Source organism: Mycobacteroides sp. PCS013, assembly GCF_049532645.1.
GTDB classification, from domain to species: domain Bacteria; phylum Actinomycetota; class Actinomycetes; order Mycobacteriales; family Mycobacteriaceae; genus Mycobacterium; species Mycobacterium gwanakae.
Window position 1 is genome coordinate 942,057 of the sequence record NZ_CP150131.1, and the last position, 22,639, is coordinate 964,695.

A 22,639-nucleotide genomic window follows, 5' to 3' on the forward strand; every position below is an offset into this window, starting at 1 on the left:
CTCGGCGGGCAGCTACCTCCACAGAACCTTCACAAAAGGCTCCAGCGATCACCACAACCGTCAAATAGGCTGTTCATGTGCAAGGCCAGCGAAGAATCTTGGTTGTCGACGACGAGCCAACGATCTGTGCGTCCATTTCCGCGCGGCTGCGCGCCGAGGGGTATGCCGTAGACACCGAGGACAACGGACTCGATGCGGTGCGGCATTGCCGCGAGAACCCGCCGGACTTGATGGTGCTGGACGTCATGCTGCCCGGCCTCGATGGTCTGGAGGTCTGCCGCCAGGTGCAGGCGCACGCCCCGATCCCGGTGCTGATGCTCACCGCGCGCGGCACCGAGACCGACATGCTGGTGGGGCTCGGGGTGGGTGCCGACGACTATCTGCCCAAGCCGTTCAGCATGCGGGTGCTGGTGGCCCGGGTGGCCGCGCTGCTGCGCCGTACCGAGCGCGTGGCGGCGCCGAGCACCGATGTGCGGATCGGGCAGGTGCGCATCGATGTCTCCGAGCGCCGCGTGTATCACCGCGACGACGAGGTGCACCTGACCCGCACCGAGTTCGATCTGCTGGCCTATCTGGCCGATAACCCGCGGGTGGCGATCAGCCGTGAGCGCCTGCTCGATCAGGTGTGGGGCTGGAGCGAGGGGCTGCCGTCGGGCCAGCGCACCGTCGACAGTCACATCAAGGCGTTGCGCCGCAAGCTCGGTCAAGAGCTGATCCGCACCGTGCACGGCATCGGATACGCGTTGGAGGTACCGCGATGAGCCAACTGCTAGAACTGCTGCCGCGACCGTTAGATCCGTTGCGCTCCTTCAAGTTCAAGACGGCGGTGCTGGTCGGGGTGGCGCTGCTGATCGCCACCTGCCTGCTGTGGATCACCGCCGAATGGAAGCTGCGGTACGCGCTCACGCTCGCGTTGTTTGTGTCGTTCGGGGTGACGTGGTTCCTGGCGCACGGCATGACCTCGCCGCTGCGGGATATGACGGCGGCGGCGCGCTCGATGGCCCAGGGCGACTACTCACGCCGGATTCGTTCGACCTCCCGCGATGAAGTGGGCCAACTGGCAACGGCTTTCAATCACATGGCCGCCGAGCTGCAGTCTGCCGAGAAGTACCGGCGTGAGTTGGTCGGCAATGTCTCCCATGAGCTGCGCACACCGATCACGGCGCTGCAGGCGGTGTTGGAGAACATTGTCGACGGGGTGGCCGAGCCGGACCCGGCGACACTGAAAACCGCACTGGCGCAGACCGAACGGTTGGGCCGGCTCGTGGACGACCTACTTGACCTGTCCAAACTCGAGAACGGATCGGTTCCGGTGCAACGCGAACCGTTCGGGGTGCGCGAGTTCGTCGACGGGGCGGTGGCCGAGGCCAAGACGACCGGACGCCAGGTGCGCTATCACGTGACGGTCGAGCCGTTCGACTTGGAAGCCGTCGCCGATACCGCCCGGCTGCACCAGGTGGTGGCCAACCTGCTGGACAACGCGTCCCGGCACAGCCCGCCCGGGGGACAGGTGTCGGTCTTCGCGCGTATCGAGAACGACGCGCTGCTGATGGAGGTCGCCGACACCGGGCCCGGTATCGCGCCGCACGAAAGATCGCGAGTGTTTGAACGATTCACCCATGGGGGATCGCGCGACGGTGGCACCGGTTTGGGGCTGGCCATCGCGCAATGGGCCGTCGATCTGCATGGCGGCCGCATCGAAATCGTGGACGCACCCGGCTGCCGGGTGCGAGTCACATTGCCGCAGTTTGAATCCGAGGAGGGGAACTCATGACCACAGGTTCGATAGTGCCGCCGCCGTACCCATATCCGATCCCGGGGGCTGCGGTTCCGGGTGGGCCCGCGGGGCCGCCCGTGCCACGCCCTCCGGTGCCGATCTTCGGGCCGCCGACCCGGTTTCTGACGGCCTGGCCGCGGGACATCCGCTCGAAGATGACGCAGGGCGCATTACTCAGCGGTATCGGGGCGGGTCTAGTGGCGGCGCTGTGCTGGCGGTCCTCGCTCCCGGGTCTGGGCTGGACGTTGACCGCGTTCGCGGTGGCCCTTGCCGCCTTTGCAACACAGAAAGTGCAGTGGACGCCCACCCGTATCGGTGCGCTGGTGCTCGCGCTGAGCCTGGCGGTGGTGCCGACCGTGCGGGACGCGGGATGGCTTGTCGCGCTGTGTGTCCTGACATCGGGGGCACTGTTCCTCTACGCACTGGCTCCCGCGCGGACGTGGACGGGGCTGATCTACGGGCAGTTCGTGATGCTGAGGGCTCCGTTCCGAGTTGCGGGCTGGATGCGCCGCGGCACCCGCGCCATGTCGCGGGGGCGCAAGATCAACCCGGACCGGGCGGCCATCGTCGTGCTGATCACGCTCGGCCTGGTGGCGGCGTTCGGGGCGCTGCTGGCCGACGCCGATGCGCGGTTCAAGGCGTTGCTCAGCGGGGTCTTGCCGTTAGTGTCCTTCGGGGAGGTGGTTGGGCGGGTTCTCGTCGGTGTGCTGGTCGGCGGCTTCGCTCTGGGTGCTATCTACGTGCTGTCCAAGCCGCCGAGCTTTGACCGGTTGGCGCCGACTGAGCCCAAAAAGCTGCCGCGCTGGGAGTGGAGCTTGCCGCTGGCAGCGCTGAATCTGCTGTTCATCGCCTTTGTGGGCGTGCAGATTTCGGTGTTGTTCGGGGGAGATGAGCATGTGCAGGTCACTGAGGGGTTGACCTACGCAGAGTATGCGCGGCAGGGCTTTTGGCAGCTACTGTTTGTCACCATCCTGGTGCTGGGGGTGATCGCGGTCGCGATCAGAGTGGCGGGGCGTGATGATGCCCGCGACCGGCTGTTCCTGCGGGTGCTGATCGGTGGGCTGTGCCTGACCACGTTGGTGATCGTGGTTTCGGCCATTCACCGGATGTCGTTGTACGAGAAGGCCTACGGGTTCAGTGTGGAGCGGCTGCTGGTGCGCTGGATCGAGCTGGGCATGGCCGTGGTGTTGGTACTGATCCTGGTAGCAGGGATTCGGATGAGTGCACGATGGCTGCCCACCGCGGTGGTGGCGGTCGGCGCGTTCGGGATGCTCGGGCTGGCGATCTTCAACCCGGAAAGCTATATCGCCCAGCGCAATGTCGAATTCTTTGAGCAGACCGGCAAGATCGACCAGTGGTACATGGGCGGTCTGTCCTCGGATGCGTTCGCGGCCACGAAGGCACTGCCCGAGGAGGTGCGGGTCTGCGTGCAGGGGAGGATCGCAGGGCAACAGCGGGCGGGGGCACCCTGGTACGAGTACAACGTGAGCCGGGCGAGGATCCGGGCCGCCGAGGTGAAGCCGACGTCGTGCAACGTGGATCGCGACGGTAGATGACCTGGGTTCCAGGGGTGTGGCGGGGGATCGGCTAGAGTCGTGACCTGCTGGGGGCGGTAGCTCAGTTGGTTAGAGCCGTGGACTCATAATCCATTGGTCGCGGGTTCGAGCCCCGCCCGCCCTACTTCAGACGGTGTTTGGGGCTCGATCCTGATCATTCGGTGTCTCTTCAATGCTTTTGGCGACAGTTCGGTCTAGCAGATCGGCCGCTTGGACGTGCATCCGTTCGCGAGTCGTGTAGCGGTTTGGGGCATGACCTTAGAGTGGCCAGATTGTCGCCGCCGATTCGGGCTGAAGGCATTGTCGAAGGGAAGATCGCCGGACGTTCTCCGAGGTAAGGGAACGAGGGGGCCTTGCTGAGGGCCGTCGCCGGCGAATGGCGAGGTGCTGACTACTGATCTCGAAAAGCCTCGGCCAGTGCGAGGATCAGAGCCATGAGTCTGAGTTTGCCTTCAGGGCGCCGCGTTCCTCAACGTTCGATCTCGCTTCGCGAGACTCTGCTACAGCTCCTTAATCAATTGGGCGTATCCGCGGACGTGTACTTGTTTGGTTCTCGCAGATACAAGACTGGGAGTGTCCGCTCAGACATTGACTTGCTACTGGTGGCCCCTCGCGGCCTCGGCTCTGAAGACTTAGAAGCCATCCGGTATTTAGAGCCGTATCTGGACGTCTTCGAAGTGATTGGTGGAGTCGCGCGCGGTTTGGTGAACGATTCACGCATAAATGCGATTGACTTCGAGCAACTCGTTTCGATGGTCGATGCTGTTCAGTTGTTATCTGGTGGGGAATGGCAGGATTCGGCGAACGAGTACGAAGTCCAGACGGTTTTGGCAGAACGGACTCCCGCAGCGACCGCTATTCAAGTCTATGACCACCTCGACCCAATCTTTACGGAGCGTGCAGACGTTCTTGTGGTCACTGCATTAGCCGAGGAGTTCGAAGCGATCCGTGCTCAACTAGGATCAACTTACGCCACGGTCGATAGCGATAAATTCGCCCGACCTGAACGGGCCGTTATGTTCGACGCCGAAGGATTCCTTGTCAGAGTGATAAACTTCAACGAGATGGGTTCAGTGGGTGCCGCGCTCAAGACCCGCAATGCACTCGTTCGAACGAAAGCTATACATGTAGTCCTAGTTGGAATATGTGGTGGAATCCCGGGCAAGGTTGAACTTGGCGACGTTGTGATTCCTGAGAAGATTCTCTATTTCGAGCCAAGGAAAATCCTTGATGATGGTGAAGGACTGGCTGATGATTACCGGCGCTGCGATGACACAGCGCGCGAAGCTGCGGCATTGCTGACGGACTCCGTCTTGAAGGGGAATGGTCTGGTGCTTCATGCTGGCGACTATGTGATGGCTTCCGGCGAGAAGGTGGTGGCTTCGCAGGCGTTCAGGGATGAGATTGCGACTCGCCATCGAAAGATCGCCGCGATCGACATGGAATCGTATGGAGTGGCCCGCGCGGTGGGCGAAGTAGGTCGGCGGTTGACGGTGATCAAGTCTGTGTGCGACATGGCGGATGGCGCGAAGAATGACGATTTTCACGCAATTGCTTCGCGGAATGCCGCGAGTATGCTCGTGACACTCTTGGCCTCGAATGTGTTCTCTTCCTAGCTGCTCACATGTATTTGACTGCACGGCGTCATTCGCCAACTGGGGCACTAGGCGCCTGTAGTAGCTTGCTGTCGCCGGTGTTCTAAGCCTCGCTGAAGGTCCCGTAAAGCCACAACGCCTGCCGAGCTCTTCCTGGGCTAGGACCGTAAGAATGGGCCTGCGCAGGAACCTCGCTCGAACAAGGCAGGTGCCTCTCAGCGACCAGGCTGGACGCGTTGTCCATCAGCACTTTCCAGTAGGCCCGCGCCGTTACGGGATGCGGTGACATGCTTCGAGCCTCTAGCACATCGGGATCTGGAGACAGGGTGTAACCGTATTCGAATCGTGTCGGCCGAACGCCTCGGCCCTAGTTGCAGGCATAGTGACTTCGGAAAGCGAGGTTGAACTATGGACAGCGTGAGCCACATCAACGTCGAGGAATTGCGTGACATCGTTCAGGACGCTCACCTCAGCTTCCTGCTGGGGGCGGGTGCGTCTGCGGATCTCTTCGAGCCCCTCGGTGATGTGGAGAACTGGCTCACGTATCTTGCTCAAGATCACGGCGCTGACGGCTCCACGGTCAAACGAGTTCGCGCCTCGGTCTACGCCTACTTCTTCGAGAGAGTCATCGACCCGAACACGAGCGTTGTTTCCGAGCAGGCCGGAGCTGAAGCGGTCTTGGACACATACCGCAGCTTCTTGCGGACCTTGAATACGCTTCTAGTGCGCCGCCGGAGCTCAATCCTGGACAAGCAGGTCAGTCTTTTCACGACGAACATTGACCTTGCTACTGAGGTTGCTGGTGAGGAGCTTCAGCTCGAACTGAACGACGGGTTCTCTGGGCGCTACCTCCCTCTTTTCAGCGCTAGCAACTTCGGTACCGTCAAGTCCCGCCGCAGCCTTCAGTACGACAACCTCGCGGAGGTTCCGGCGTTCAACCTCATCAAGCTTCACGGCTCCACAAGTTGGGCGACACGGAGTATCGGCTTTGGGCAAGAAACAAGGGATGCGATAGTTTTCAACTCCAACACTGCGCTGCTCGATCTTATTAGAGGGAAACTGAAAGAAGCGGATCAAGTTCTATATGAGATAGACAAGAAGACCAATATCGAGGAGCTTCTCAGTAATGCGGAGGAGCCGGACGCTAGTCAACGTGTCTTACTTGAATCCTTTATGGCGAATTATGAGAAGCTTGCTATTGTTAACCCTACTAAGGATAAGTTTGGCCTGACCGTCCTGAATCAAAACTACTACGATCTTCTCCGTATTTTTTCTAACACTATGGAGAAGGAAAACAGTGTCTTGTTCGTCATTGGCTTCTCCTGCAGAGATGAGCACATCCGCGAGCTCATTATCCGGGGAGCCCGAACTAACCCCACCCTCCAGGTCATTGTGTTCGCCTACCATTCCAGTGAAGTACAAGTTCTCAAGGATCGCTTGAGTGCGGACCTTGCAGCCAACGGCAACATTCTCGTGCTAGGACCGCCGGAATCGTATGATGCGGAAGATCAGGAGACATACACCCTTCGCAGCATCACAAAGGCCTTCTTCGAGCCGCTACTCCCCAAGGCGCCTCGCAAAGCGGACAGCGTCGTAGACGTCCGACTCAAGATTGCCGCACCCTTGGAGCGTGACGATGATCAGTAGAGACCTCGAACTTCAAGAGCTATCCGTCTTCAAAATTGGGAAAGTCGTCGAAATCAACGGCCGCACTGTGCGAATCCGGGTTGACAAGGCTAAGAACGGCTCGCACCTACTCTACCAAGGCAAGACTCTGCGAAATGTTTCAGTGGGCGGCTACGTAAAGATCGCCAAAGGTTTCTACGACATAATTGCCAAGGTCGACGGTGAGGTTGTCACAGAAGATAGCGAAGCGGGCGGTTTCTACAGCAGTAAGAGGTCTCACGTCGACAGAATCTTGACCGTGAGCCTGCTCGGCTACTTCGACCGGGCCGGAAGATTCAGGCGAGGAGTCAGGGAACTACCACTAACAAACAACGACTGCTTTCTTCTCACCCGGGCAGAGTTTGACGAGATCCACAGCTTCGTCGGACCCGACGACGTCGCTCTCACAATCGGCAGTCTGGCCATGGAAAAGGGCCAGCAAGTTAAGGTCGGCGTCGATGCGGTTTTTGCCAGCCATGTCGGAATCTTCGGCAATACCGGCAGCGGAAAGTCGTACACCCTCGCTGCGATCTACCATCAGCTGTTCGAACAGTATAAGGATTCAGAGACATTCAGAGGCAAAGCCAAATTCGTACTGATCGACTTCAACAGTGAATATATCAACAACACCGATGTGACCGAAGACCATCGGTCTACGTCAGTGATCACTGATGCCAACTTGAAGTGTGAATACATTCTTTCCACCCGCGGAAAGGGCAAGGATCGCCTCCCTATTTCCAAGAAGACGGCCGAAGACCCAGTGTTTTGGTCAGTTCTCCTCGACGCCTCTGAGAAGACTCAAGCACCGTTCATACAACGCACGCTTCAGACAAGTTTCTGGGACGATAAACTCAAAGACGATGGAGCTCTTAAAAGCGAAATAGCTTACCTAATCCATAGTGCTATCAAGAGCGGTGAAACACCTCAAGACCGTGGAGCGATAAACCATTTCTTGAAAGAGATCGCGCTGGCGCTAGGTAAAGATGCCCCTCAGGAACTTACCGACTACGCCGACGAATTGCACGCCAACCTCGGTTACCACAATAAGTATAAGACCTTTTATTTCAGACAGTCTGGGTGGACTACTATATGGGCAAACGAGCCTAATGACGACCAGGCGTTCCGTGATCTGACGTTCGGTCGTATCGAAACAATGGATCTTCAGTTCAATCTGGTGAAGCATATGAATCTCATCCGCTTCAAGCTTGTAATCCAGTACTACTCTGATATCTTCAGGGGATTCGCGAACCGTGAGCATATCGGACCCGTCATCAAACGGTTGGAGACGCGGATGCCGGCTATCAAGAAGCTTCTGAAGGTCAGCAATAAGGGGCTCATTCGGAGACCGTTGACGATAATTTCTCTGCGAGACGTAAACCTCGATATGAAGAAGGTGATTCCGCTGCTTCTTTGCAGGCAGCTGTACGACGACAAGAAGAAGTCAGAGAACGGCGAGTACCTCAACATCATCATCGACGAGGCACACAACATTCTTTCAACCTCGTCGGCCAGAGAGAACGAGGGTTGGAAGGACTACCGCCTCGAGACCTTCGAAGAGGTCGTGAAAGAAGGGAGGAAGTTCGGTGTGTTCCTAACGATCGCAAGTCAACGCCCCCACGACATCTCCGACACCATCGTCTCGCAACTTCACAACTACTTCCTGCATCGACTCGTCAATAACCTTGACATCCATGCCATAGAGAAGGCGGTTTCATACCTGGACAAGGTGTCCTTCGAGTCCTTGCCGATACTGCCAACCGGTACATGCGTCCTGTCTGGCGTTTCAGCTCAAGTGCCAGTGATAGTCGGAGTCTCTGCACTAGCTCCGCCTTACGAGCCGAACAGTAAGACAATGACCCTCAACGACAAGTGGCAACCACTTTCAGGGGCGGCTTCCGTTTTGCAATAGGAGTCAGCGAAATACCTTGCTGCCCATCTTGAAACGTCTATGCGATCATCGGGTCGATCGCCGACCGGGGCACCAGCACCTGCAACGCGCCATATGAGTCGGGCAGTATCGCGCCCTGGTCGAAGAAGAACATGACCCCATCGTTGAGCACTGCAAAATTCTGGTAGTTCGACGGGTTGTACAGCGATGCGGGTGAGAATGGCAGTGGCGGCGGGGGAGGCGGTGGCGTCGTAGTTGTCGTCGACGTGGTGGTAGTCGGCTGGCCCGAGGTTGTCGTCGGCGTGGGGGTCGCCACCGGCGGCGGTGCCAGCTGCTGCTGCAGTTGAGCCTGGACAATCGGCGCGACGGTCTTCAGCGGATCATCGACCCGCCACAGCGGAGCACTGTCTTTGTCGTCCTGCGCCACCGTGTAGAGGATCGGCTTGCGGTAGCTCTGATCCCAGTTGTACGCCTTGAACGTTGTCGTCGTACTCCCGGTGTTTTGGTACACCTTGAACACCACGGTCTGCGTCCCGCGCGGCGGAATCGCCGACGTGTATGCCGTCGGCTTGATGCTCAACTGATACGGCGTGCTGCGGGCGGTATTGGACTTGGCCGTGTTGAGGAACGCATCACGCGTCTTGGCGACATATTCGGCGATCGGCTTCTGTTCCGGGTAGTTCAGCGGAATGGTGATGTCGACGCTGTACGCGGGGTCCGAGAGGCGGATCTCACACGTGGTGCCGGTGTTATTGCCCTTGAGATCGGCGCAGTAATCGTGCGGCGCCGCCACCGCTACGCCAGCAGAACCGAAGATGGCCGCGCCTGTGACCAGCACGGCCACGCTCACCGAGCGCATGGGTAAAGAGAACACGTAATGCACTCTAACTTCGCAAAGTGAACCAAGTGCCCGGACCGCAGAACTGAGCCACCGAACCGACCTGCACCTTTGAAGCTTCTGATAATCGAATGGAAGCCCTCTCAGCAGGCCTGTGACCTCGCTACGATCACACTGTTCTTGGATCTTGAACCCCTACGAGGGAGCAGCCATGGCGGGATCACCAGAGTCCGGATTCAATGGCAAAATCGCGCTGGACATAAGGGATTCCGAACCCGACTGGACTCCGTATGCCGCCCCAACTGCTCCCGAGGGCGCGCCCAACGTCCTGTACCTCGTCTGGGACGACACCGGCATCGCCACCTGGGACTGCTTCGGCGGCCTGGTCGAGATGCCCGCCATGAGCCGCATCGCCGAGCGCGGCGTGCGCCTCTCGCAGTTCCACACCACCGCGTTGTGCTCACCGACCCGTGCCTCCCTGCTCACAGGCCGTAACGCCACCACCGTCGGCATGGCCACCATCGAGGAGTTCACCGACGGCTTCCCGAACTGCAGTGGCCGCATACCCTTCGACACCGCGCTGCTTTCGGAGGTGCTCGCCGAAAAGGGCTGGAACACCTATTGCGTCGGCAAGTGGCACCTGACGCCGCTGGAAGAGTCGAATCTGGCCGCCACCAAACGGCATTGGCCACTCTCACGAGGCTTCGAGCGCTTCTATGGCTTTATGGGTGGTGAGACCGACCAGTGGTACCCGGACCTGGTCTACGACAACCACCCCGTCGAGCCGCCCGCCACCCCGGAGGACGGCTACCACCTGTCCACGGACATCGCCGACAAGACCATCGAATTCATCCGCGACGCCAAGGTGATCGCTCCCGGCAAGCCCTGGTTCTCCTACGTATGCCCTGGAGCCGGCCACGCCCCGCATCACGTCTTCAAGGAATGGGCCGACAAGTATGCCGGTAAATTCGACATGGGCTACGAGCTCTACCGCGAGATCGTGCTGGAGAACCAGAAGAAGCTCGGCATCGTCCCATCGGACACCGAATTGTCGCCCGTCAACCCGTATCTGGACGTCAAGGGACCCAACGGCGAACCCTGGCCACTGCAAGACACCGTGCGCCCCTGGGACTCGCTCACCGCCGAAGAGAAGCGCCTGTTCTCCCGCATGGCCGAAGTCTTCGCCGGATTCCTGAGCTATACCGACGACCAGATCGGCCGCGTCCTGGATTACCTCGAAGAATCGGGTCAGCTCGATAACACCATCATCGTGGTGATCTCCGACAACGGCGCCAGCGGTGAGGGCGGCCCCAACGGCTCGGTCAACGAGGTCAAGTTCTTCAACGGCTACATCGACACCGTCGAGGAGAGCCTGCGTTTCTACGACAACCTCGGCGGCACCGAGACCTACAACCACTACCCAATCGGGTGGGCGATGGCCTTCAACACCCCGTACAAGCTGTACAAGCGCTACGCCTCGCATGAGGGTGGCATTGCCGACACCGCAATCATCAGCTGGCCCAACGGCATCGCCGCGCACGGCGAAGTCCGCGATACCTACGTCAACGTCAGCGACATCACCCCGACCATCTACGACCTACTGGGCATCACCCCGCCCGACACCGTGAAGGGCATCACCCAGAAACCGCTCGACGGCATAAGTTTCACCGCGGCGCTGAAAGATCCGGCCGCCGACACCGGAAAGGACACGCAGTTCTACACGATGCTCGGCACCCGCGGCATCTGGCATAAGGGCTGGTTCGCCAACACAGTGCACGCCGCCACCCCGTCGGGCTGGTCGCACTTCGACAAGGACCGCTGGGAGCTGTTCCACATCGAATCCGACCGCAGCCAATGCCACGACCTCGCGGACACGCACCCGGACAAACTCGAAGAGCTCATACAACTTTGGTTCGACGAGGCCGCCAAGTACAACGGCCTGCCGCTGGCCGACCTGAACATCCTGGAAACCCTCACCCGGTGGCGGCCCTACCTGGTGGGGGAGCGCAAATCCTTCACCTACTACCCGAACACCGCCGAGCTGGGTATCGGCGCCGCCGTCGACATTCGCGGACAGTCCTTTTCGATCCTCGCCGAGGTGACTGCGGACTCAGGGGCCGAGGGCGTCATCTTCAAACAGGGCGGCGCCCACGGCGGGCACGTGCTGTTCATCCAGGACGGACGACTGCACTACATCTACAACTTCATGGGCGAGAAGGAGCAGAAGGTCTCCTCCGCCGCTGCGGTGCCGTTAGGCGCCCACGTGCTCGGAGCCCGCTTCGCCAAGACCGGCACCGCCGCGGGCAGCCACACCCCGCTCGGCGACGTAACCCTCTTCATCGACGAACACGTCGTCGGATCGCTCAGTGCCGTCGAAATCCACCCGGGCACATTCGGTCTCGCGGGGGCCAGCCTGTCTATCGGGCGCAACAGCGGCTCGGCGGTGTCCTCGGATTACAAGGCGCCCTATGCCTTCACAGGCGGCGCCATCGCCCAAGTGGTCGTCGACATCTCCGGGGAGCCCTACGAAAACCTGGAGAAGAAGCTCGCGATCGCCTTCGCCAAAGACTAGGCGGGCCAGTCGGTGAGCTGCTCCCACTCACCGAACGGCGGCTTCTTCGCGGACTCGATCACGATCTGCGCGGTCACCGCCGAACCGGGGTGGTACTCGTCGATCGCGAATCCGCCCTGGCGGTCCTCGGGCGTAGCGCCATCCCAGATGTAGATCGGGCCAGGTGCCGCGGCGGCGGCCTCGGCGACTTCCTGACCGCACTCGGCCACCGGCTCGTCACGACCAACACCGGTGTGCTTGCCATCGATACGCCGCCAGATGCTCACGAATCGGATGCTACGCGCCAGCGCACGCTCTGGGCAGCCACAACTTGACGACACGGTGAACTCACAGAACGAGTAGGTGTCTACTTGCGCCATCGCGGCCACACTGTGTCACCGTGGACCGGTGATGAAAAAGTTTGGCGCGTTGGTGGTTGCCGCCGCGCTGCTGCTCGTGACCGCACCGCTGGCTTCCGCGTGGGGCCCACAAGGGCACAGCATCGTGGGCGCGGTCGCTGATGCGCAGCTCACGCCCGCCGCCCGCGCCGAGGTCTCGCGCCTGCTGGCCGGACAAGCCACCCCGACGCTCGCGGGCGTGGCCAACTGGGCCGATCAGGTGCGCCCCAGCCGGCCGAACACCGCGCCCTGGCACTACGCCGATATCGCCGAGAACAACTGCCAATACGTGCCCGCGATCAATGGCGACAACGGCAACAACGTCATCGAGGCCATTCGCAACCAGACCGCGATCCTGGGCGACACCTCCAAAACGGATGCCGAACGCCAAGAGGCGCTGAAGTTCGTCGTGCATTTCGTCGGCGATATCCACCAGCCGATGCACGATGCCTACGCCCGCGACCGCGGCGGCAACGACATCCCGCTGACCTACAACGGCCGCTCCACCAACCTGCATTCGGTGTGGGACAGCGGATTACTGAACACCCGCGGCCTCAACGACACCCAGTACACCCAGTTGATCCAGGCGCTTCCCGCACCCGATCTCGGCAGCGCCGATCCCGTCGACTGGGCGCAGGACACCTGCCACATTGCCGTGGGCGTGTACCCGAACACCTCGACCATCGGCACCGACTACACCAACCAGTACCGGCCGATCGCCGAGGCGCAGCTGCGCCTGGCCGGTGATCGCCTGGCGCGCTTGATCAACGAGACGCTGAGTTAGAGCGGATCTACCAGACCCGCACGTAGTCGACGAGCATCTCGGCCGGGTAGGAACCACCCGACGGATCGCCACCACCGGAACCGGAAACCGCCAGGTTCAGCATCGGCTGCAGGGTGTAGCCCGGGTCGTTAAACGGCCAATCATCAAGGGAATTGGCGTCGACCGTCAGGTACGGCTCCATGCCGTCGTGGTAGTCCATCCAGAAGTACAGCCCGGCATCGGTCCAGGTGCAGCGCCAGGTGTGCCAGTTGTTGTCCACCGGCATCGGCAACGTCTCGAACGAGGTGCCGTCCAGGCGCGCGTGGATCGTCGTGCCCGAGGGCCAGTCACGGTTGCCGTACCACTCCACAAGGTCGATCTCGCCGCCGCGCTCGGGGTTGTCGTTCAGCAGCCACCATGCCGGCCATGCGCCGTCAGTCAGGCAGTTGAACTTGATGCGCGCTTCGAAGGTGTGACCGACGCTGCCGCGGAAGGTGCCGTGCAGCTTGCCGCTGAAGTACTTGTTGCCTTCCTTCGTCGCGCGGATCACCAGGTTGGATTTTCCGTCGAGGAAGATGTTGGTGCGGCTGTCGCGGTACTCACCCATGTTTTCGGGGCGGTCCCAGAACACCGGGTTCTTGATCTTCTCGCGGAACTTGGCGGCCACCCACTTGGAACCATCGGGGGCCGAACCGGCAGGGCCGTCGAACTCGTCGCGGAAGACAAAGCCACTGGACTGGGCATCGGGCGGCGCCGCCGGGCTACGTCCCGGGTCGGCCTGAGCCGTCGGGAGGGGCAGGGCGGCTGCGGCGATGCCGAAGCCCATGGTCAGTATCAACTTACGGCGATCCATTTCGGGCACCCCGAAACGATAATGGTTGAAACCCGCCGATGAACGCAGCCCCGCCTATTTTGGCTGCTAGTGGCGCGGAAGCATTCTGGAGAGTAATCCGTCCCGCAACCCGATCGTGTGAAACAGCACCGCGCTGACGTGGGCAACTATGCAGGCGAGCAACGCGTACGCCACCCACGCGTGTGCTTCGCGCAGCACGCCGTACCACCCGATGCTGGTCGGCACGATCGACGGAAAATGCAGTCCGGCGATCGTCACCGGAACCCCGGACGCCGATACCAGCGCCCATCCGATCACCGGTTGCGCCAGGAACAGCGTGTACATCGCGAGCTCGGAACCCGCTGCGATGAATCGTTCCGGCTGCGCCAAGGACATCGGCGGCGGCTTGTGCCAGATCCGGTTCCCGACGCGCAGCACCGCGAGCACCAACACCACCACGCCGACGGCCTTGTGCCAGGCCAGCACCACCGGATAGTCGCCGAGTGATCCGACGAGCAGCGCGCCCAGCACCAACATCGTGATGATCGAAACCGCCATCAGCCAATGCAGAAGCTGCGCCGCCAGTCCGAAACGCTCGACACCCGTGGACTCAGTCATCACATGTCCTGCCCGAACTGTTCCACCGGCGCGGGAGTCTCCCGCGCACGGCGCCGGAACGACTCCGCATAGACGGCCGCGCGCGCCGTGAGGATCGGATCATCGGATATCTCAATTCCGTTGGGTAACACCGTGGGATCGAAGTTGGTATCCCGAATACGTTCCTGCTCTTGGGGGATGGCGTGCCCGAGGACCAGGGTTCCGACGTTGATCTGCTCACGATCAGGTGGCCACGGCAGCGTCGGGTCGTGCGTCGGATCCACACCGGGCATACCGACCTGCAGCACCAACCGGTATCGCAGCTCACCGAGACGCACCCGGTTGGCCAGCGCCTCGAACATCCAATTGGGTCCGTTTTTCACCGGGGCGCCGGACTCGTCTATGTCGGGAATCACCCGCCACCGTGCGGGTATCCGGGCACCGTCCTTGTTGACGAGAATGAATGTGTTGAGGCTGTTGTAGGTGGCGGTCTCAAAAGACAACGCCTTGGGCGCCGCCTCGATCAGCTTCTGCGCGGCCGCCGCAGGCGGGTTATCCCGCAGAAATGCCGCCGCAGCGTCCTTGCCTGAACTCCGCGCCGCCAGCAGCCCGTAGAACATTTCGGGGGTCGGCGCCATGAACACCGGCGCGGCCGCCATCGCGGTGCGCCACTGCTCACCGCCGGGAAGCGAAAACTCCAGGGCCAGTGCCTGTCCAGACCCGGTGTCCGGCTGGTGCGGGTTCTGCCCGCCCACCGAGAACCGTCCGACGACGGGATGCACACCCTCGACGAAGACCGAAGCCGACGAGACCTCTGCGCCCGCGCCGTTGCTTTCGAAACGGCCCGACACCGCAAGAGCTTTGGCGTGATTGCGCCGATACCCGACGAACTTTCCGCCGGTCGCCTCAAACAGGTCGATGAAGGAGCGCCCGGTCAGCCGCAGCCCGCCACGACCCTCCAGAGCCAGGAAGCCACCCAGTCCCGTCACGGTGACGGCGCCGGCGGCGACCAGACCCACGAACATGCGCCGGTCCAGCTTGCGTTCGACCACGAAACGAGCCTAATACGCGAATCTGAGAGCACACCGAGGACAATGAAACGATGATGAAGCGTCTCATCCTCGGTCTCGGATACGCCGCCCTCGGTCTCGGGTGTGCTCTCGGTCAGGTCGCGCCCGCCAGCGCTGACCCCGACATCCCGCCAGTGAGCGATGCCGCGCGTGCTGCCGGACTGTTGGACGTGCGCAGCGTCGTCCCCGACGCGATCATCGATCTGCGCTACGCCACCACCAACAACTTCACCGGCGTGCAGCTGTACCCGGCCAACGCCCGCTGCCTGGTGCACGAGTCGATGGCCCCCGGCCTCAAGACCGCCGCCGACACCCTGCGCGCCAACGGCGAGAGGCTCGTCTTCTGGGACTGTTACCGCCCGCATGAGGTGCAGGTCCGCATGTTCCAGGTGGTGCCTAATCCGAACTGGGTTGCCAAGCCCGGCCAGTACGCCCGCAGCCACGAGGCCGGACGTTCGGTGGATGTCACCCTGGCCAACGCGCGCGGTCTGGTCGATATGGGCACCGGATTCGACGATTTCTCGCCGCGCTCCCTGGCCTACGCTACCGACGGGGTGAGCGCCGATCAGCAGGCCAACCGTGCCCGCCTGCGCGGCGCCATGCAGGCGGGCGGCCTGCAGGTGTATTCGGGGGAGTGGTGGCACTTCGACGGCCCCGGAGCCGGTGAGGGACGCCCGTTCCTCAACGCTCCCGTCAACTGACCACACGGTTGTTCCACTACTCGGGAGAAATTGAGTAGTCCAGTACCCGGTGCGATGCCGCTCTGCCGGAGTAATTTCCTTTTCGGGTCGAACGATCCCGCTGGGAGGTTGTCATGCCTGCATCGCCGATTCCGCTCGCGGTGCTCGCGGGTTCTCTCCTGGTGGCCTGCGGCGGTACCGGGGAACCCGTCACCCGCACCGTGACGCAGACCGTCACCGATCAGACGACGATCACCCACGAGGGCGGTGGTTCGCACGAAAGTAGCGGCGGCGGTGGGTCGTCCAGCTCCGGTAAGACCCCCACGGACGACGGACTCGCCTGGGTGCCCTACGGGCCCAAGGACCCTGCCTTCCCGACGCCGGGCTGGGACGTCTACGTCTACTTCCTCAAACACGACTGCGACAGCCTCAAGAATGTCCAGAAACCCGAAGGCAACCTCTACGAGGCGGCGGTGGGGGTATGCCGGGCCGCGGTGAACGGCGAAGAGAGCCAATGGGATGTCGCGGCCACGGCCTTCGCCGCGCGTGGTGCGGGTGTCGAGATCGGACCGGCCCAATGCGTCGACGACACCATCGCTGCCATGGTCAGCAAGCTCCTTACCTGGCATGAGCAGAACCCGGGACGCCAGCCCGAGCTGACGTACCCACAGACCGACGGACGGACGGCATGTTCGAAGGACAACAACAGCTTCGTCCCCCCGGACGAGAACGATTCCTCCACAACCAGTTCCACGACATCGAGCACCACAACATCGAGCACGACCTCATCCACGACCACCTCGAGTACGACAACCACCACATCGACGCGGTGAGGTCAGTGCGAGAACTGCCAGTGCACCGAATCGTCCTCGTCCAGCACGATGATGCTGCCGTTCTGGACGGTCCACCCCTCGGTCATCAGGAACAGCCGGCCCCCGGACTCGGCGAGCAGCCGTAATCCCGTGGTGCGGTACAGCGTCTTGGGCCCGGTGGTGATCTCCTCGGTGCGCACCACGGGCGAATCGATACCCAACGGGCTCTCGCTGACCGCCGTCGCGCGGGGCAGCGACGACACCGAGTCCTCGTAGCGCTGCGCATACCCCCGCCCGACGATGTCGGCGTACCCCTGCACGGCCCAGAACATCGCTGCCGCAATCACAATGCCGACGAGAACGGCCTCCAGCACATCCGGGGGACGGGCAATGGCATGGCGGGGGCGCGCGTGTTCCTGCCCCCGGCGGCTCAAATGTCTGCCGTACACCGCCAGTGCCGTGCCGATCGCGATCATGAGCGGCCACACCACCGTCCCGGGTTCCCAGGTGCGTGTGAATGCGGGCAGCACCACGCCCAGGATGGCGATGCCCAGCCCTCCGAGCATGGTCACCCGGCAGATCACCCGGATCGCGTCGTTCATGCCGTCGCGATCAATCTTGTCGGTCACCGCGCGATGCGCTGCCAGCCAGACGATTCCGATGACCGCCGACGCCAGGATCGGCAGATACAGGGTGCTGATGCTGCGCAGCACGTAGTCCTGGGTGGTGAAGCGGAACAGGCTCACCTCGATGCCCATCCACCGGGACTGCGCATCGCTGCGTGCCCAACCGAAATACAGCAGCAGCGCGGTGATCATCGTCAACGGTGTTCCCACCGTGGTGATCACGGCGATGACGGGGCGAAGGATCGACACCGTATCCGGCGAGTCCTCATCGGCCGGGGCATCAACTTTTCCCGGCGCATCGTCAGGTTGACGCGCTGGCTCCTCCGACGCTGCATCGGCCGGCATGGCAGCATGCTACGCGCGACGCCCTGACCTGGGAGGAAAATTCCCTTGCCGCCCAAGCCTGCTGCGCCTAACCTGGCTGGCGTCCTCGCCCCCGACGAAAGGTACGACATGGATCTGTGAGGTCTGGCATTGCGCCGACGCGCCATCGCGCGATTTCGGCGACCCCACCTCACAGGAAGTCCACTCCATGTCTGCTGTCATCTCCTCGAACGCCCTCACCTACACACATCCCGACGGTTCCGTCGTCCTCGACGGACTCGACATGCTGGTTCCGGCGGGCCGCTCCGGGCTGGTCGGAGTCAACGGCTCCGGCAAGTCCACACTGCTCAAGCTCATCGCGGGGGAGCTAACCCCGACGTCGGGGATGGTCCACACCTCGGGCCATATCGGTTATCTGCCACAGGATCTCACCATCCGAGCCGACCAGTCGGTACCTGATCTGCTGGGTCTGACGCCGGTGCTGACGGCTATCGCGTCCATCGAGAACGGGTCCACCGACCAAGCCGACTTCGACACGGTCGGCGATGACTGGGACCTGGCCGAACGGGTGCGTGCCGAGCTGGACCGGCTCGGATTACCTGCGGCGGTGCTGGACCGCACGCTCGGAGATCTGTCCGGTGGTGAGGTGATCCGGCTCGGTCTGGCCCGGCTGCTATTGCGGCACCCCGACGTCCTGCTGCTCGACGAGCCGACCAACAACCTCGACGGTGAATCCCGTCGGCACCTGTACGAGCTGGTGTCGTCCTGGCAGCGCACGCTGCTGGTGGTCAGCCACGACCGTGAACTGTTGGAGTACGTGGAACGCATCGGCGATCTGCGCGAGGGCGTCGTCACCTGGTACGGCGGCGGATACAGCGACTACGCGGCCGCGATCACCGCCGAACAGGAGGCTGCCGCGCAGGCAATCTCGACAGCCAAAGCCGATGTACGCCGTGAGCGCCGCGACCTGGCCGAAGCCGAACGGGTGATCGCGCAGCGGCGCCGCTACGGCGCCAAGATGCAGGCCAACAAGCGCGAACCCAAGATCGTGATGGGGCTGCGCAAGCGGGCCGCACAGGAATCGGCGGCAGCACTCAAACAAACCCAGACCGACCGGCTGGACAAGGCCCGCGAGACGCTCGATGAGGCGCAGACCCGGCTGCGTGCCGACCGATCCATCCGCATCGACCTGCCGGGCACCGAGGTTCCCTCCGGGCGCGTGGTCCTGAGCACCGACAACCTGGTGCTGCGCCACGGGGTAGCCGCACATCTGGATCTGCGTGGGCCCCAGCGGGTGGGGTTGGTGGGGCCCAACGGTTCAGGAAAGAGCACGCTGCTGCACACCATTGCGGGAAGTATCCCGGCCGCCGAAGGCACTGTGACGGTGCATGTTCCGTTGGGCTTACTTCCGCAGCGCCTTGACCTGCTCGATGATGCGCTCAGTGTCGCCGACAACGTGGCGCTCCGCGCTCCGCATGCCGACATGAATGCCGTCCGCGCGCGGCTGGCGCGATTTCTGTTCCGCGGCAATGCCGCCGACAGGCTGGTCGGTGCGCTGTCCGGTGGTGAACGGTTCCGGGCGACGCTGGCGGCGGTGCTGCTGGCAGACCCCGCGCCGCAGCTGCTACTCCTCGACGAGCCCACCAACAACCTGGACTTCGCCTCCTACGACGCCCTGGTGTCGGGGCTGGGGGAGTACCGGGGCGCCCTGGTGGTGGCCGGCCACGACCTTGGATTCCTTGACGACATCGGTGCCGTGCAGACGGACTGGAGGACGGAACCGGAAATCGGGTAGTGCGGTACGCACGTCCGGAGGGTTACTTCACACGCACGCTGAGCTCGCCATGTTCCAGAACCGCGCACCCGCGGCCATGTCAAGGAGACTCACGATGTGTTTCATTATCCCCCAAGATGTCCTGCTGCGATTGGCCGACGATGACAGCGTCGCCGACGATTCGCGCACGGCCCTGGCCGCCACGGCCGCATCCGAAACGGCCTGGCGCACATTGCGCGACGCGCACACCGAGGCCACCCAGGCCGGGCTGCTGGCCCGGGCCGATGCATTCGTCGCAGTAGCCAAGGCACTGGCCACCGCGCCCGGCACCCCGGTGTTCGACTGCAAGCACACCACCTCACTGCCCGGCATCACGATCGCGAATCCGGGCACCTCCACCGATGCCTCCGCCAAGCACGCGTTCACCGAAACCGCATCGGTCGCAAAGTTTTACAAGGACTGCTTCGGGCGCAACTCCGTGGACGACGAAGGCATGACCCTGGTGTCCTCCGTGCACTACAGCGTGAACTACTCCAACGCGTTCTGGAACGGCTCGCAGATGACCTACGGCGACGGGGACGGTGAGATCTTCGTCGACTTCACCGGATCCAACGACGTGATCGGCCACGAGCTTACGCACGGTGTCACCCAGTACACGGCGGGACTGCTCTACAAGAACGAGGCCGGTGGTCTCAACGAGAGCATGTCGGATGTGTTCGGATCGATGTTCCGGCAGTGGAGCGCCGGACAAACGGTCGACCAAGCCGACTGGCTGATCGGCAAGGACATCATGGGTCCGCGTGCCATTGCCAAGGGCTACACCTGCCTGCGCGACATGTCCGATCCGGGCGCCCGGCACAGCCTGGCACCACAGCCGTCGCACTATCGCGACTATGTGCCCGGCAGCGACCCGCATGAGAGCAGCGGCATCCCCAACTACGCGTTCTACCTCGCGGCGACCAAGCACGGCGGCTACTCCTGGCAGGGCGTGGGCACCGTCTGGTACGAGGCTCTGACCAGCCCGAAAGCCCGTCCCAACATGAAGATGAAGGCCTTCGCGAACCTGACGCGGGAGATCTCCGCAGCCAATGCGGCCGCCGAATCAGTGCATAAGGCGATTGACGACGCGTGGACCGCGGTCGGGCTGTAGCGTCGCCGTCATGGTGGAGTACCTCATCGACAGACGGGGCGGATTCACCGGGCTTCCGGCCAGCGGTACGTGTACTGACCAGAGCTTGGACCCCGAGGCGCGACGTGCACTGGATGGACTGCTGGACAGCCCCGGGTCGCTTCCGGGCGACCCGGGTGCCGACCGCTTCACCTACACGGTGACCCGGGTCAGCGGGTCTGATCGGACCACGCGGGCCATCCCGGAAAGTCTGCTGCCCGACGCCGTTCGGCAGGTCGTCAAAGAGCGAATCTGACGGACGGCTGACGCGGCGGGACCTGACAGTTCACCGCTCGCGCCGAGCGGGCATCCGCATTGCCGGGTAGGCTGATTCGCAATGTGCAACCGTTTCATCATCCCCCCGGCCGTACTGACGCGACTGGCTGAGGATGGTGACATCGCCGAAGACTCACGGGTCGCGCTGCTGGACACCGCGGCATCCGAATTGTCTTGGCGTACCTTGCGTAATGCGCACACGCGAGCCACCCGGACGGCAAGCGGCAACACCATCAGCGCCGCCATCACGGCACTGGCCAAGGTTCCCGAAACGCCGGTGTTCGATTGCCGGCAGACCACCTCGCTGCCGGGTGTCGCCGTGGCCGATCCGGCCACATCCAAGGACGCCACCGTCCAGCGGGCGTTCACGGAAACGGCTGACGTCGTGCGGTTTTACCGGGAGTGCTTCGGGCGCAACTCCGTTGACAACGCCGGCATGACGCTGATCTCGTCGGTCCACTACGGCGTCAAGTACGCCAACGCGTTCTGGAACGGTTCGCAGATGGCCTACGGCGACGGTGACGGGCAGTTGTTTCTGGACTTCACCAAGGCCAACGATGTGATCGGTCATGAACTCACACATGGGGTTACACAATTCACCGCAGGTCTGAACTACGAGAACGAGGCCGGGGCATTGAACGAGAGTGTCTCGGATGTCTTCGGTTCGATGTTCCGGCAGTGGCAAGCAGGCCAGAGCGCGGATAAGGCCGACTGGCTGATCGGCAAGGACATCCTGGGTCCGCGGGCCCTCGCCAAGGGTTACACCTGCCTGCGGGATCTCGCCGATCCCGCTGCCGAGCACTGCCTCTCGCCGCAACCGGCTCACTATCGCGACTATGTGCCCGGCAGTGATCCGCATGACGGCAGCGGCATTCCCAACCACGCGTTCTACCTGGCGGCGACCAAACACGGCGCCAAATCCTGGGAAGCGGTGGGGACGGTCTGGTACGAGGCGCTGACCAGCCCGAAGGCCCGCAAGAACATGACGTTCAAGGCTTTCGCCAAACTCACCCGGCAGATCGCGGCCGCCCGCCCCGGCGCCGACTCACCCGCGAGCGCAGTTGACGAGGCCTGGACCGAGGTCGGGCTTTAGTCGCCCACATCCCAGTAGTTGGGGCAGGACACGTCGACATACACCGTCGTATTGGCTTTCACCTGCGTGCCCGAGCGGTCGGGGTTGTTGATCCCGTTGACGGTGCAGTACACCAGCGGGGTCAAGGTGTTGCCGTTCACCCAGTTGATCTGGACCTCGTACCCCTGACTTTCCAGCGCCGAGATGGTTTCGCTGGCCGAGCCGGATCCGGCCACCGGCCAGTTGGGGTCCGCGGCCGCCATCGGCGCAAGTGACAGCGCCATCACCGCCGACACCACCACTGCTGCGAACCGCATGACGAACCTCCTCCACCATGTTAGCTCGCTCGGCTGAGGCAAGATGGGACCTCACATCCC

At 62.5% G+C, this 22,639-nt stretch carries 21 protein-coding genes and 1 tRNA gene; 15 read left to right on the forward strand and 7 right to left on the reverse strand.

The window, feature by feature from the left end; genetic code table 11:
- Nucleotides 1-98: 98 nt before the first annotated feature.
- From RHO23_RS04665 to RHO23_RS04695, 7 genes are all read left to right on the forward strand, one after another.
- Nucleotides 99-761, forward strand: coding sequence for a response regulator transcription factor (locus RHO23_RS04665; RefSeq protein ID WP_057968913.1), 663 nt, complete (start codon nucleotides 99-101; stop codon nucleotides 759-761).
- Entirely contained in the window at nucleotides 758-1,774 is a 1,017-nt protein-coding gene (locus tag RHO23_RS04670) for a HAMP domain-containing sensor histidine kinase (protein WP_423488731.1), read from the forward strand. Before RHO23_RS04665 ends, RHO23_RS04670 begins: the two co-directional genes overlap by 4 nt.
- Complete coding sequence (locus tag RHO23_RS04675) at nucleotides 1,771-3,333, forward strand: DUF4153 domain-containing protein (protein WP_423488732.1); 1,563 nt, start codon at nucleotides 1,771-1,773, stop codon at nucleotides 3,331-3,333. Before RHO23_RS04670 ends, RHO23_RS04675 begins: the two co-directional genes overlap by 4 nt.
- 50 nt (nucleotides 3,334-3,383) lie before the next feature.
- Nucleotides 3,384-3,457, forward strand: a tRNA-Ile gene (locus RHO23_RS04680).
- 310 nt (nucleotides 3,458-3,767) lie between these two features.
- Nucleotides 3,768-4,949, forward strand: coding sequence for a nucleotidyltransferase domain-containing protein (locus RHO23_RS04685; RefSeq protein ID WP_423488733.1), 1,182 nt, complete (start codon nucleotides 3,768-3,770; stop codon nucleotides 4,947-4,949).
- 396 nt (nucleotides 4,950-5,345) lie between these two features.
- Entirely contained in the window at nucleotides 5,346-6,575 is a 1,230-nt protein-coding gene (locus tag RHO23_RS04690; protein ID WP_423488734.1) for a hypothetical protein, read from the forward strand.
- Entirely contained in the window at nucleotides 6,565-8,502 is a 1,938-nt protein-coding gene (locus RHO23_RS04695; RefSeq protein ID WP_423489169.1) for an ATP-binding protein, read from the forward strand. Before RHO23_RS04690 ends, RHO23_RS04695 begins: the two co-directional genes overlap by 11 nt.
- A 37-nt stretch (nucleotides 8,503-8,539) precedes the next feature.
- Here RHO23_RS04695 and RHO23_RS04700 read toward each other — a convergent pair whose 3' ends face one another.
- The gene (locus tag RHO23_RS04700; RefSeq protein WP_423489170.1) at nucleotides 8,540-9,340 is read right to left on the reverse strand and encodes an RsiV family protein; all 801 of its coding nucleotides are present in this window, start codon (nucleotides 9,338-9,340) and stop codon (nucleotides 8,540-8,542) included.
- A gap of 190 nt (nucleotides 9,341-9,530) precedes the next feature.
- Here RHO23_RS04700 and RHO23_RS04705 point away from each other — a divergent pair, with 190 nt between their 5' ends.
- Nucleotides 9,531-11,891 carry an arylsulfatase gene (locus RHO23_RS04705; protein ID WP_423488735.1) on the forward strand — a complete coding sequence of 787 codons (2,361 nt, stop codon included), beginning with the start codon at nucleotides 9,531-9,533 and terminating at the stop codon, nucleotides 11,889-11,891.
- On the opposite strand, the gene RHO23_RS04710 is transcribed toward RHO23_RS04705, so the two are convergent.
- A complete protein-coding gene (locus tag RHO23_RS04710) occupies nucleotides 11,888-12,157 on the reverse strand; it encodes a hypothetical protein (RefSeq protein ID WP_070921707.1) in 270 nt (89 codons plus the stop codon). The two genes, RHO23_RS04705 and RHO23_RS04710, sit on opposite strands and share 4 nt — an antisense overlap.
- 124 nt (nucleotides 12,158-12,281) lie before the next feature.
- On the opposite strand from RHO23_RS04710, the gene RHO23_RS04715 reads away from it, so the two are divergent.
- Nucleotides 12,282-13,052: a S1/P1 nuclease gene (locus RHO23_RS04715; protein WP_423489171.1), complete on the forward strand. Its 771-nt coding sequence runs from the start codon at nucleotides 12,282-12,284 to the stop codon at nucleotides 13,050-13,052.
- A 7-nt stretch (nucleotides 13,053-13,059) separates the two neighbouring features.
- On the opposite strand, the gene RHO23_RS04720 is transcribed toward RHO23_RS04715, so the two are convergent.
- From RHO23_RS04720 to RHO23_RS04730, 3 genes are all read right to left on the reverse strand, one after another.
- Nucleotides 13,060-13,884: a glycoside hydrolase family 16 protein gene (locus RHO23_RS04720; RefSeq protein WP_030095263.1), complete on the reverse strand. Its 825-nt coding sequence runs from the start codon at nucleotides 13,882-13,884 to the stop codon at nucleotides 13,060-13,062.
- Nucleotides 13,885-13,950: 66 nt separating this feature from the next.
- Entirely contained in the window at nucleotides 13,951-14,481 is a 531-nt protein-coding gene (locus RHO23_RS04725) for a cytochrome b (RefSeq protein WP_070925733.1), read from the reverse strand.
- Nucleotides 14,481-15,512 carry a catalase family peroxidase gene (locus RHO23_RS04730; RefSeq protein ID WP_423488736.1) on the reverse strand — a complete coding sequence of 344 codons (1,032 nt, stop codon included), beginning with the start codon at nucleotides 15,510-15,512 and terminating at the stop codon, nucleotides 14,481-14,483. Before RHO23_RS04730 ends, RHO23_RS04725 begins: the two co-directional genes overlap by 1 nt.
- Before the next feature lie 50 nt (nucleotides 15,513-15,562).
- Here RHO23_RS04730 and RHO23_RS04735 point away from each other — a divergent pair, with 50 nt between their 5' ends.
- Both RHO23_RS04735 and RHO23_RS04740 read left to right on the forward strand, forming a co-directional pair.
- A complete protein-coding gene (locus tag RHO23_RS04735; protein ID WP_109398855.1) occupies nucleotides 15,563-16,231 on the forward strand; it encodes a M15 family metallopeptidase in 669 nt (222 codons plus the stop codon).
- 113 nt (nucleotides 16,232-16,344) lie between these two features.
- A complete protein-coding gene (locus tag RHO23_RS04740; RefSeq protein WP_423488737.1) occupies nucleotides 16,345-17,043 on the forward strand; it encodes a hypothetical protein in 699 nt (232 codons plus the stop codon).
- A 2-nt stretch (nucleotides 17,044-17,045) separates the two neighbouring features.
- On the opposite strand, the gene RHO23_RS04745 is transcribed toward RHO23_RS04740, so the two are convergent.
- On the reverse strand, nucleotides 17,046-17,993 hold the full coding sequence (locus RHO23_RS04745; RefSeq protein ID WP_423488738.1) for a hypothetical protein: 948 nt from the start codon (nucleotides 17,991-17,993) through the stop codon (nucleotides 17,046-17,048).
- Between the two features lie 187 nt (nucleotides 17,994-18,180).
- On the opposite strand from RHO23_RS04745, the gene RHO23_RS04750 reads away from it, so the two are divergent.
- The 4 genes from RHO23_RS04750 to RHO23_RS04765 all read left to right on the forward strand — a co-directional run bounded on the left by RHO23_RS04750 (nucleotide 18,181) and on the right by RHO23_RS04765 (nucleotide 22,283).
- Nucleotides 18,181-19,767, forward strand: a complete 1,587-nt coding sequence (locus tag RHO23_RS04750; protein WP_423488739.1) for an ABC-F family ATP-binding cassette domain-containing protein — start codon at nucleotides 18,181-18,183, stop codon at nucleotides 19,765-19,767.
- A gap of 94 nt (nucleotides 19,768-19,861) precedes the next feature.
- Nucleotides 19,862-20,896, forward strand: coding sequence for a M4 family metallopeptidase (locus RHO23_RS04755; RefSeq protein ID WP_423488740.1), 1,035 nt, complete (start codon nucleotides 19,862-19,864; stop codon nucleotides 20,894-20,896).
- 10 nt (nucleotides 20,897-20,906) lie between these two features.
- Nucleotides 20,907-21,170: a protealysin inhibitor emfourin gene (locus tag RHO23_RS04760; protein WP_030095271.1), complete on the forward strand. Its 264-nt coding sequence runs from the start codon at nucleotides 20,907-20,909 to the stop codon at nucleotides 21,168-21,170.
- An 81-nt stretch (nucleotides 21,171-21,251) separates the two neighbouring features.
- Nucleotides 21,252-22,283, forward strand: a complete 1,032-nt coding sequence (locus RHO23_RS04765) for a M4 family metallopeptidase (RefSeq protein ID WP_030095272.1) — start codon at nucleotides 21,252-21,254, stop codon at nucleotides 22,281-22,283.
- Here the strand turns inward: RHO23_RS04765 and RHO23_RS04770 are convergent.
- Complete coding sequence (locus tag RHO23_RS04770) at nucleotides 22,280-22,579, reverse strand: hypothetical protein (RefSeq protein ID WP_070921716.1); 300 nt, start codon at nucleotides 22,577-22,579, stop codon at nucleotides 22,280-22,282. The genes RHO23_RS04765 and RHO23_RS04770 overlap by 4 nt on opposite strands.
- Between the last annotated feature and the right edge of the window lie 60 nt (nucleotides 22,580-22,639).

Coding starts and splice junctions, on each gene's coding strand:
- RHO23_RS04705 (WP_423488735.1), top strand. CDS start 9,531: ATGGCGGGATCACCAGAGTCCGGATTCAATGGCAAAATCGCGCTGGAC.
- RHO23_RS04695 (WP_423489169.1), top strand. CDS start 6,565: ATGATCAGTAGAGACCTCGAACTTCAAGAGCTATCCGTCTTCAAAATT.
- RHO23_RS04740 (WP_423488737.1), top strand. CDS start 16,345: ATGCCTGCATCGCCGATTCCGCTCGCGGTGCTCGCGGGTTCTCTCCTG.
- RHO23_RS04700 (WP_423489170.1), bottom strand. CDS start 9,340: ATGCGCTCGGTGAGCGTGGCCGTGCTGGTCACAGGCGCGGCCATCTTC.
- RHO23_RS04755 (WP_423488740.1), top strand. CDS start 19,862: ATGTGTTTCATTATCCCCCAAGATGTCCTGCTGCGATTGGCCGACGAT.
- RHO23_RS04760 (WP_030095271.1), top strand. CDS start 20,907: ATGGTGGAGTACCTCATCGACAGACGGGGCGGATTCACCGGGCTTCCG.
- RHO23_RS04770 (WP_070921716.1), bottom strand. CDS start 22,579: ATGCGGTTCGCAGCAGTGGTGGTGTCGGCGGTGATGGCGCTGTCACTT.
- RHO23_RS04715 (WP_423489171.1), top strand. CDS start 12,282: ATGAAAAAGTTTGGCGCGTTGGTGGTTGCCGCCGCGCTGCTGCTCGTG.
- RHO23_RS04720 (WP_030095263.1), bottom strand. CDS start 13,884: ATGGATCGCCGTAAGTTGATACTGACCATGGGCTTCGGCATCGCCGCA.
- RHO23_RS04675 (WP_423488732.1), top strand. CDS start 1,771: ATGACCACAGGTTCGATAGTGCCGCCGCCGTACCCATATCCGATCCCG.
- RHO23_RS04725 (WP_070925733.1), bottom strand. CDS start 14,481: ATGACTGAGTCCACGGGTGTCGAGCGTTTCGGACTGGCGGCGCAGCTT.
- RHO23_RS04670 (WP_423488731.1), top strand. CDS start 758: ATGAGCCAACTGCTAGAACTGCTGCCGCGACCGTTAGATCCGTTGCGC.
- RHO23_RS04745 (WP_423488738.1), bottom strand. CDS start 17,993: ATGCCGGCCGATGCAGCGTCGGAGGAGCCAGCGCGTCAACCTGACGAT.
- RHO23_RS04750 (WP_423488739.1), top strand. CDS start 18,181: ATGTCTGCTGTCATCTCCTCGAACGCCCTCACCTACACACATCCCGAC.
- RHO23_RS04735 (WP_109398855.1), top strand. CDS start 15,563: ATGATGAAGCGTCTCATCCTCGGTCTCGGATACGCCGCCCTCGGTCTC.
- RHO23_RS04765 (WP_030095272.1), top strand. CDS start 21,252: ATGTGCAACCGTTTCATCATCCCCCCGGCCGTACTGACGCGACTGGCT.
- RHO23_RS04685 (WP_423488733.1), top strand. CDS start 3,768: ATGAGTCTGAGTTTGCCTTCAGGGCGCCGCGTTCCTCAACGTTCGATC.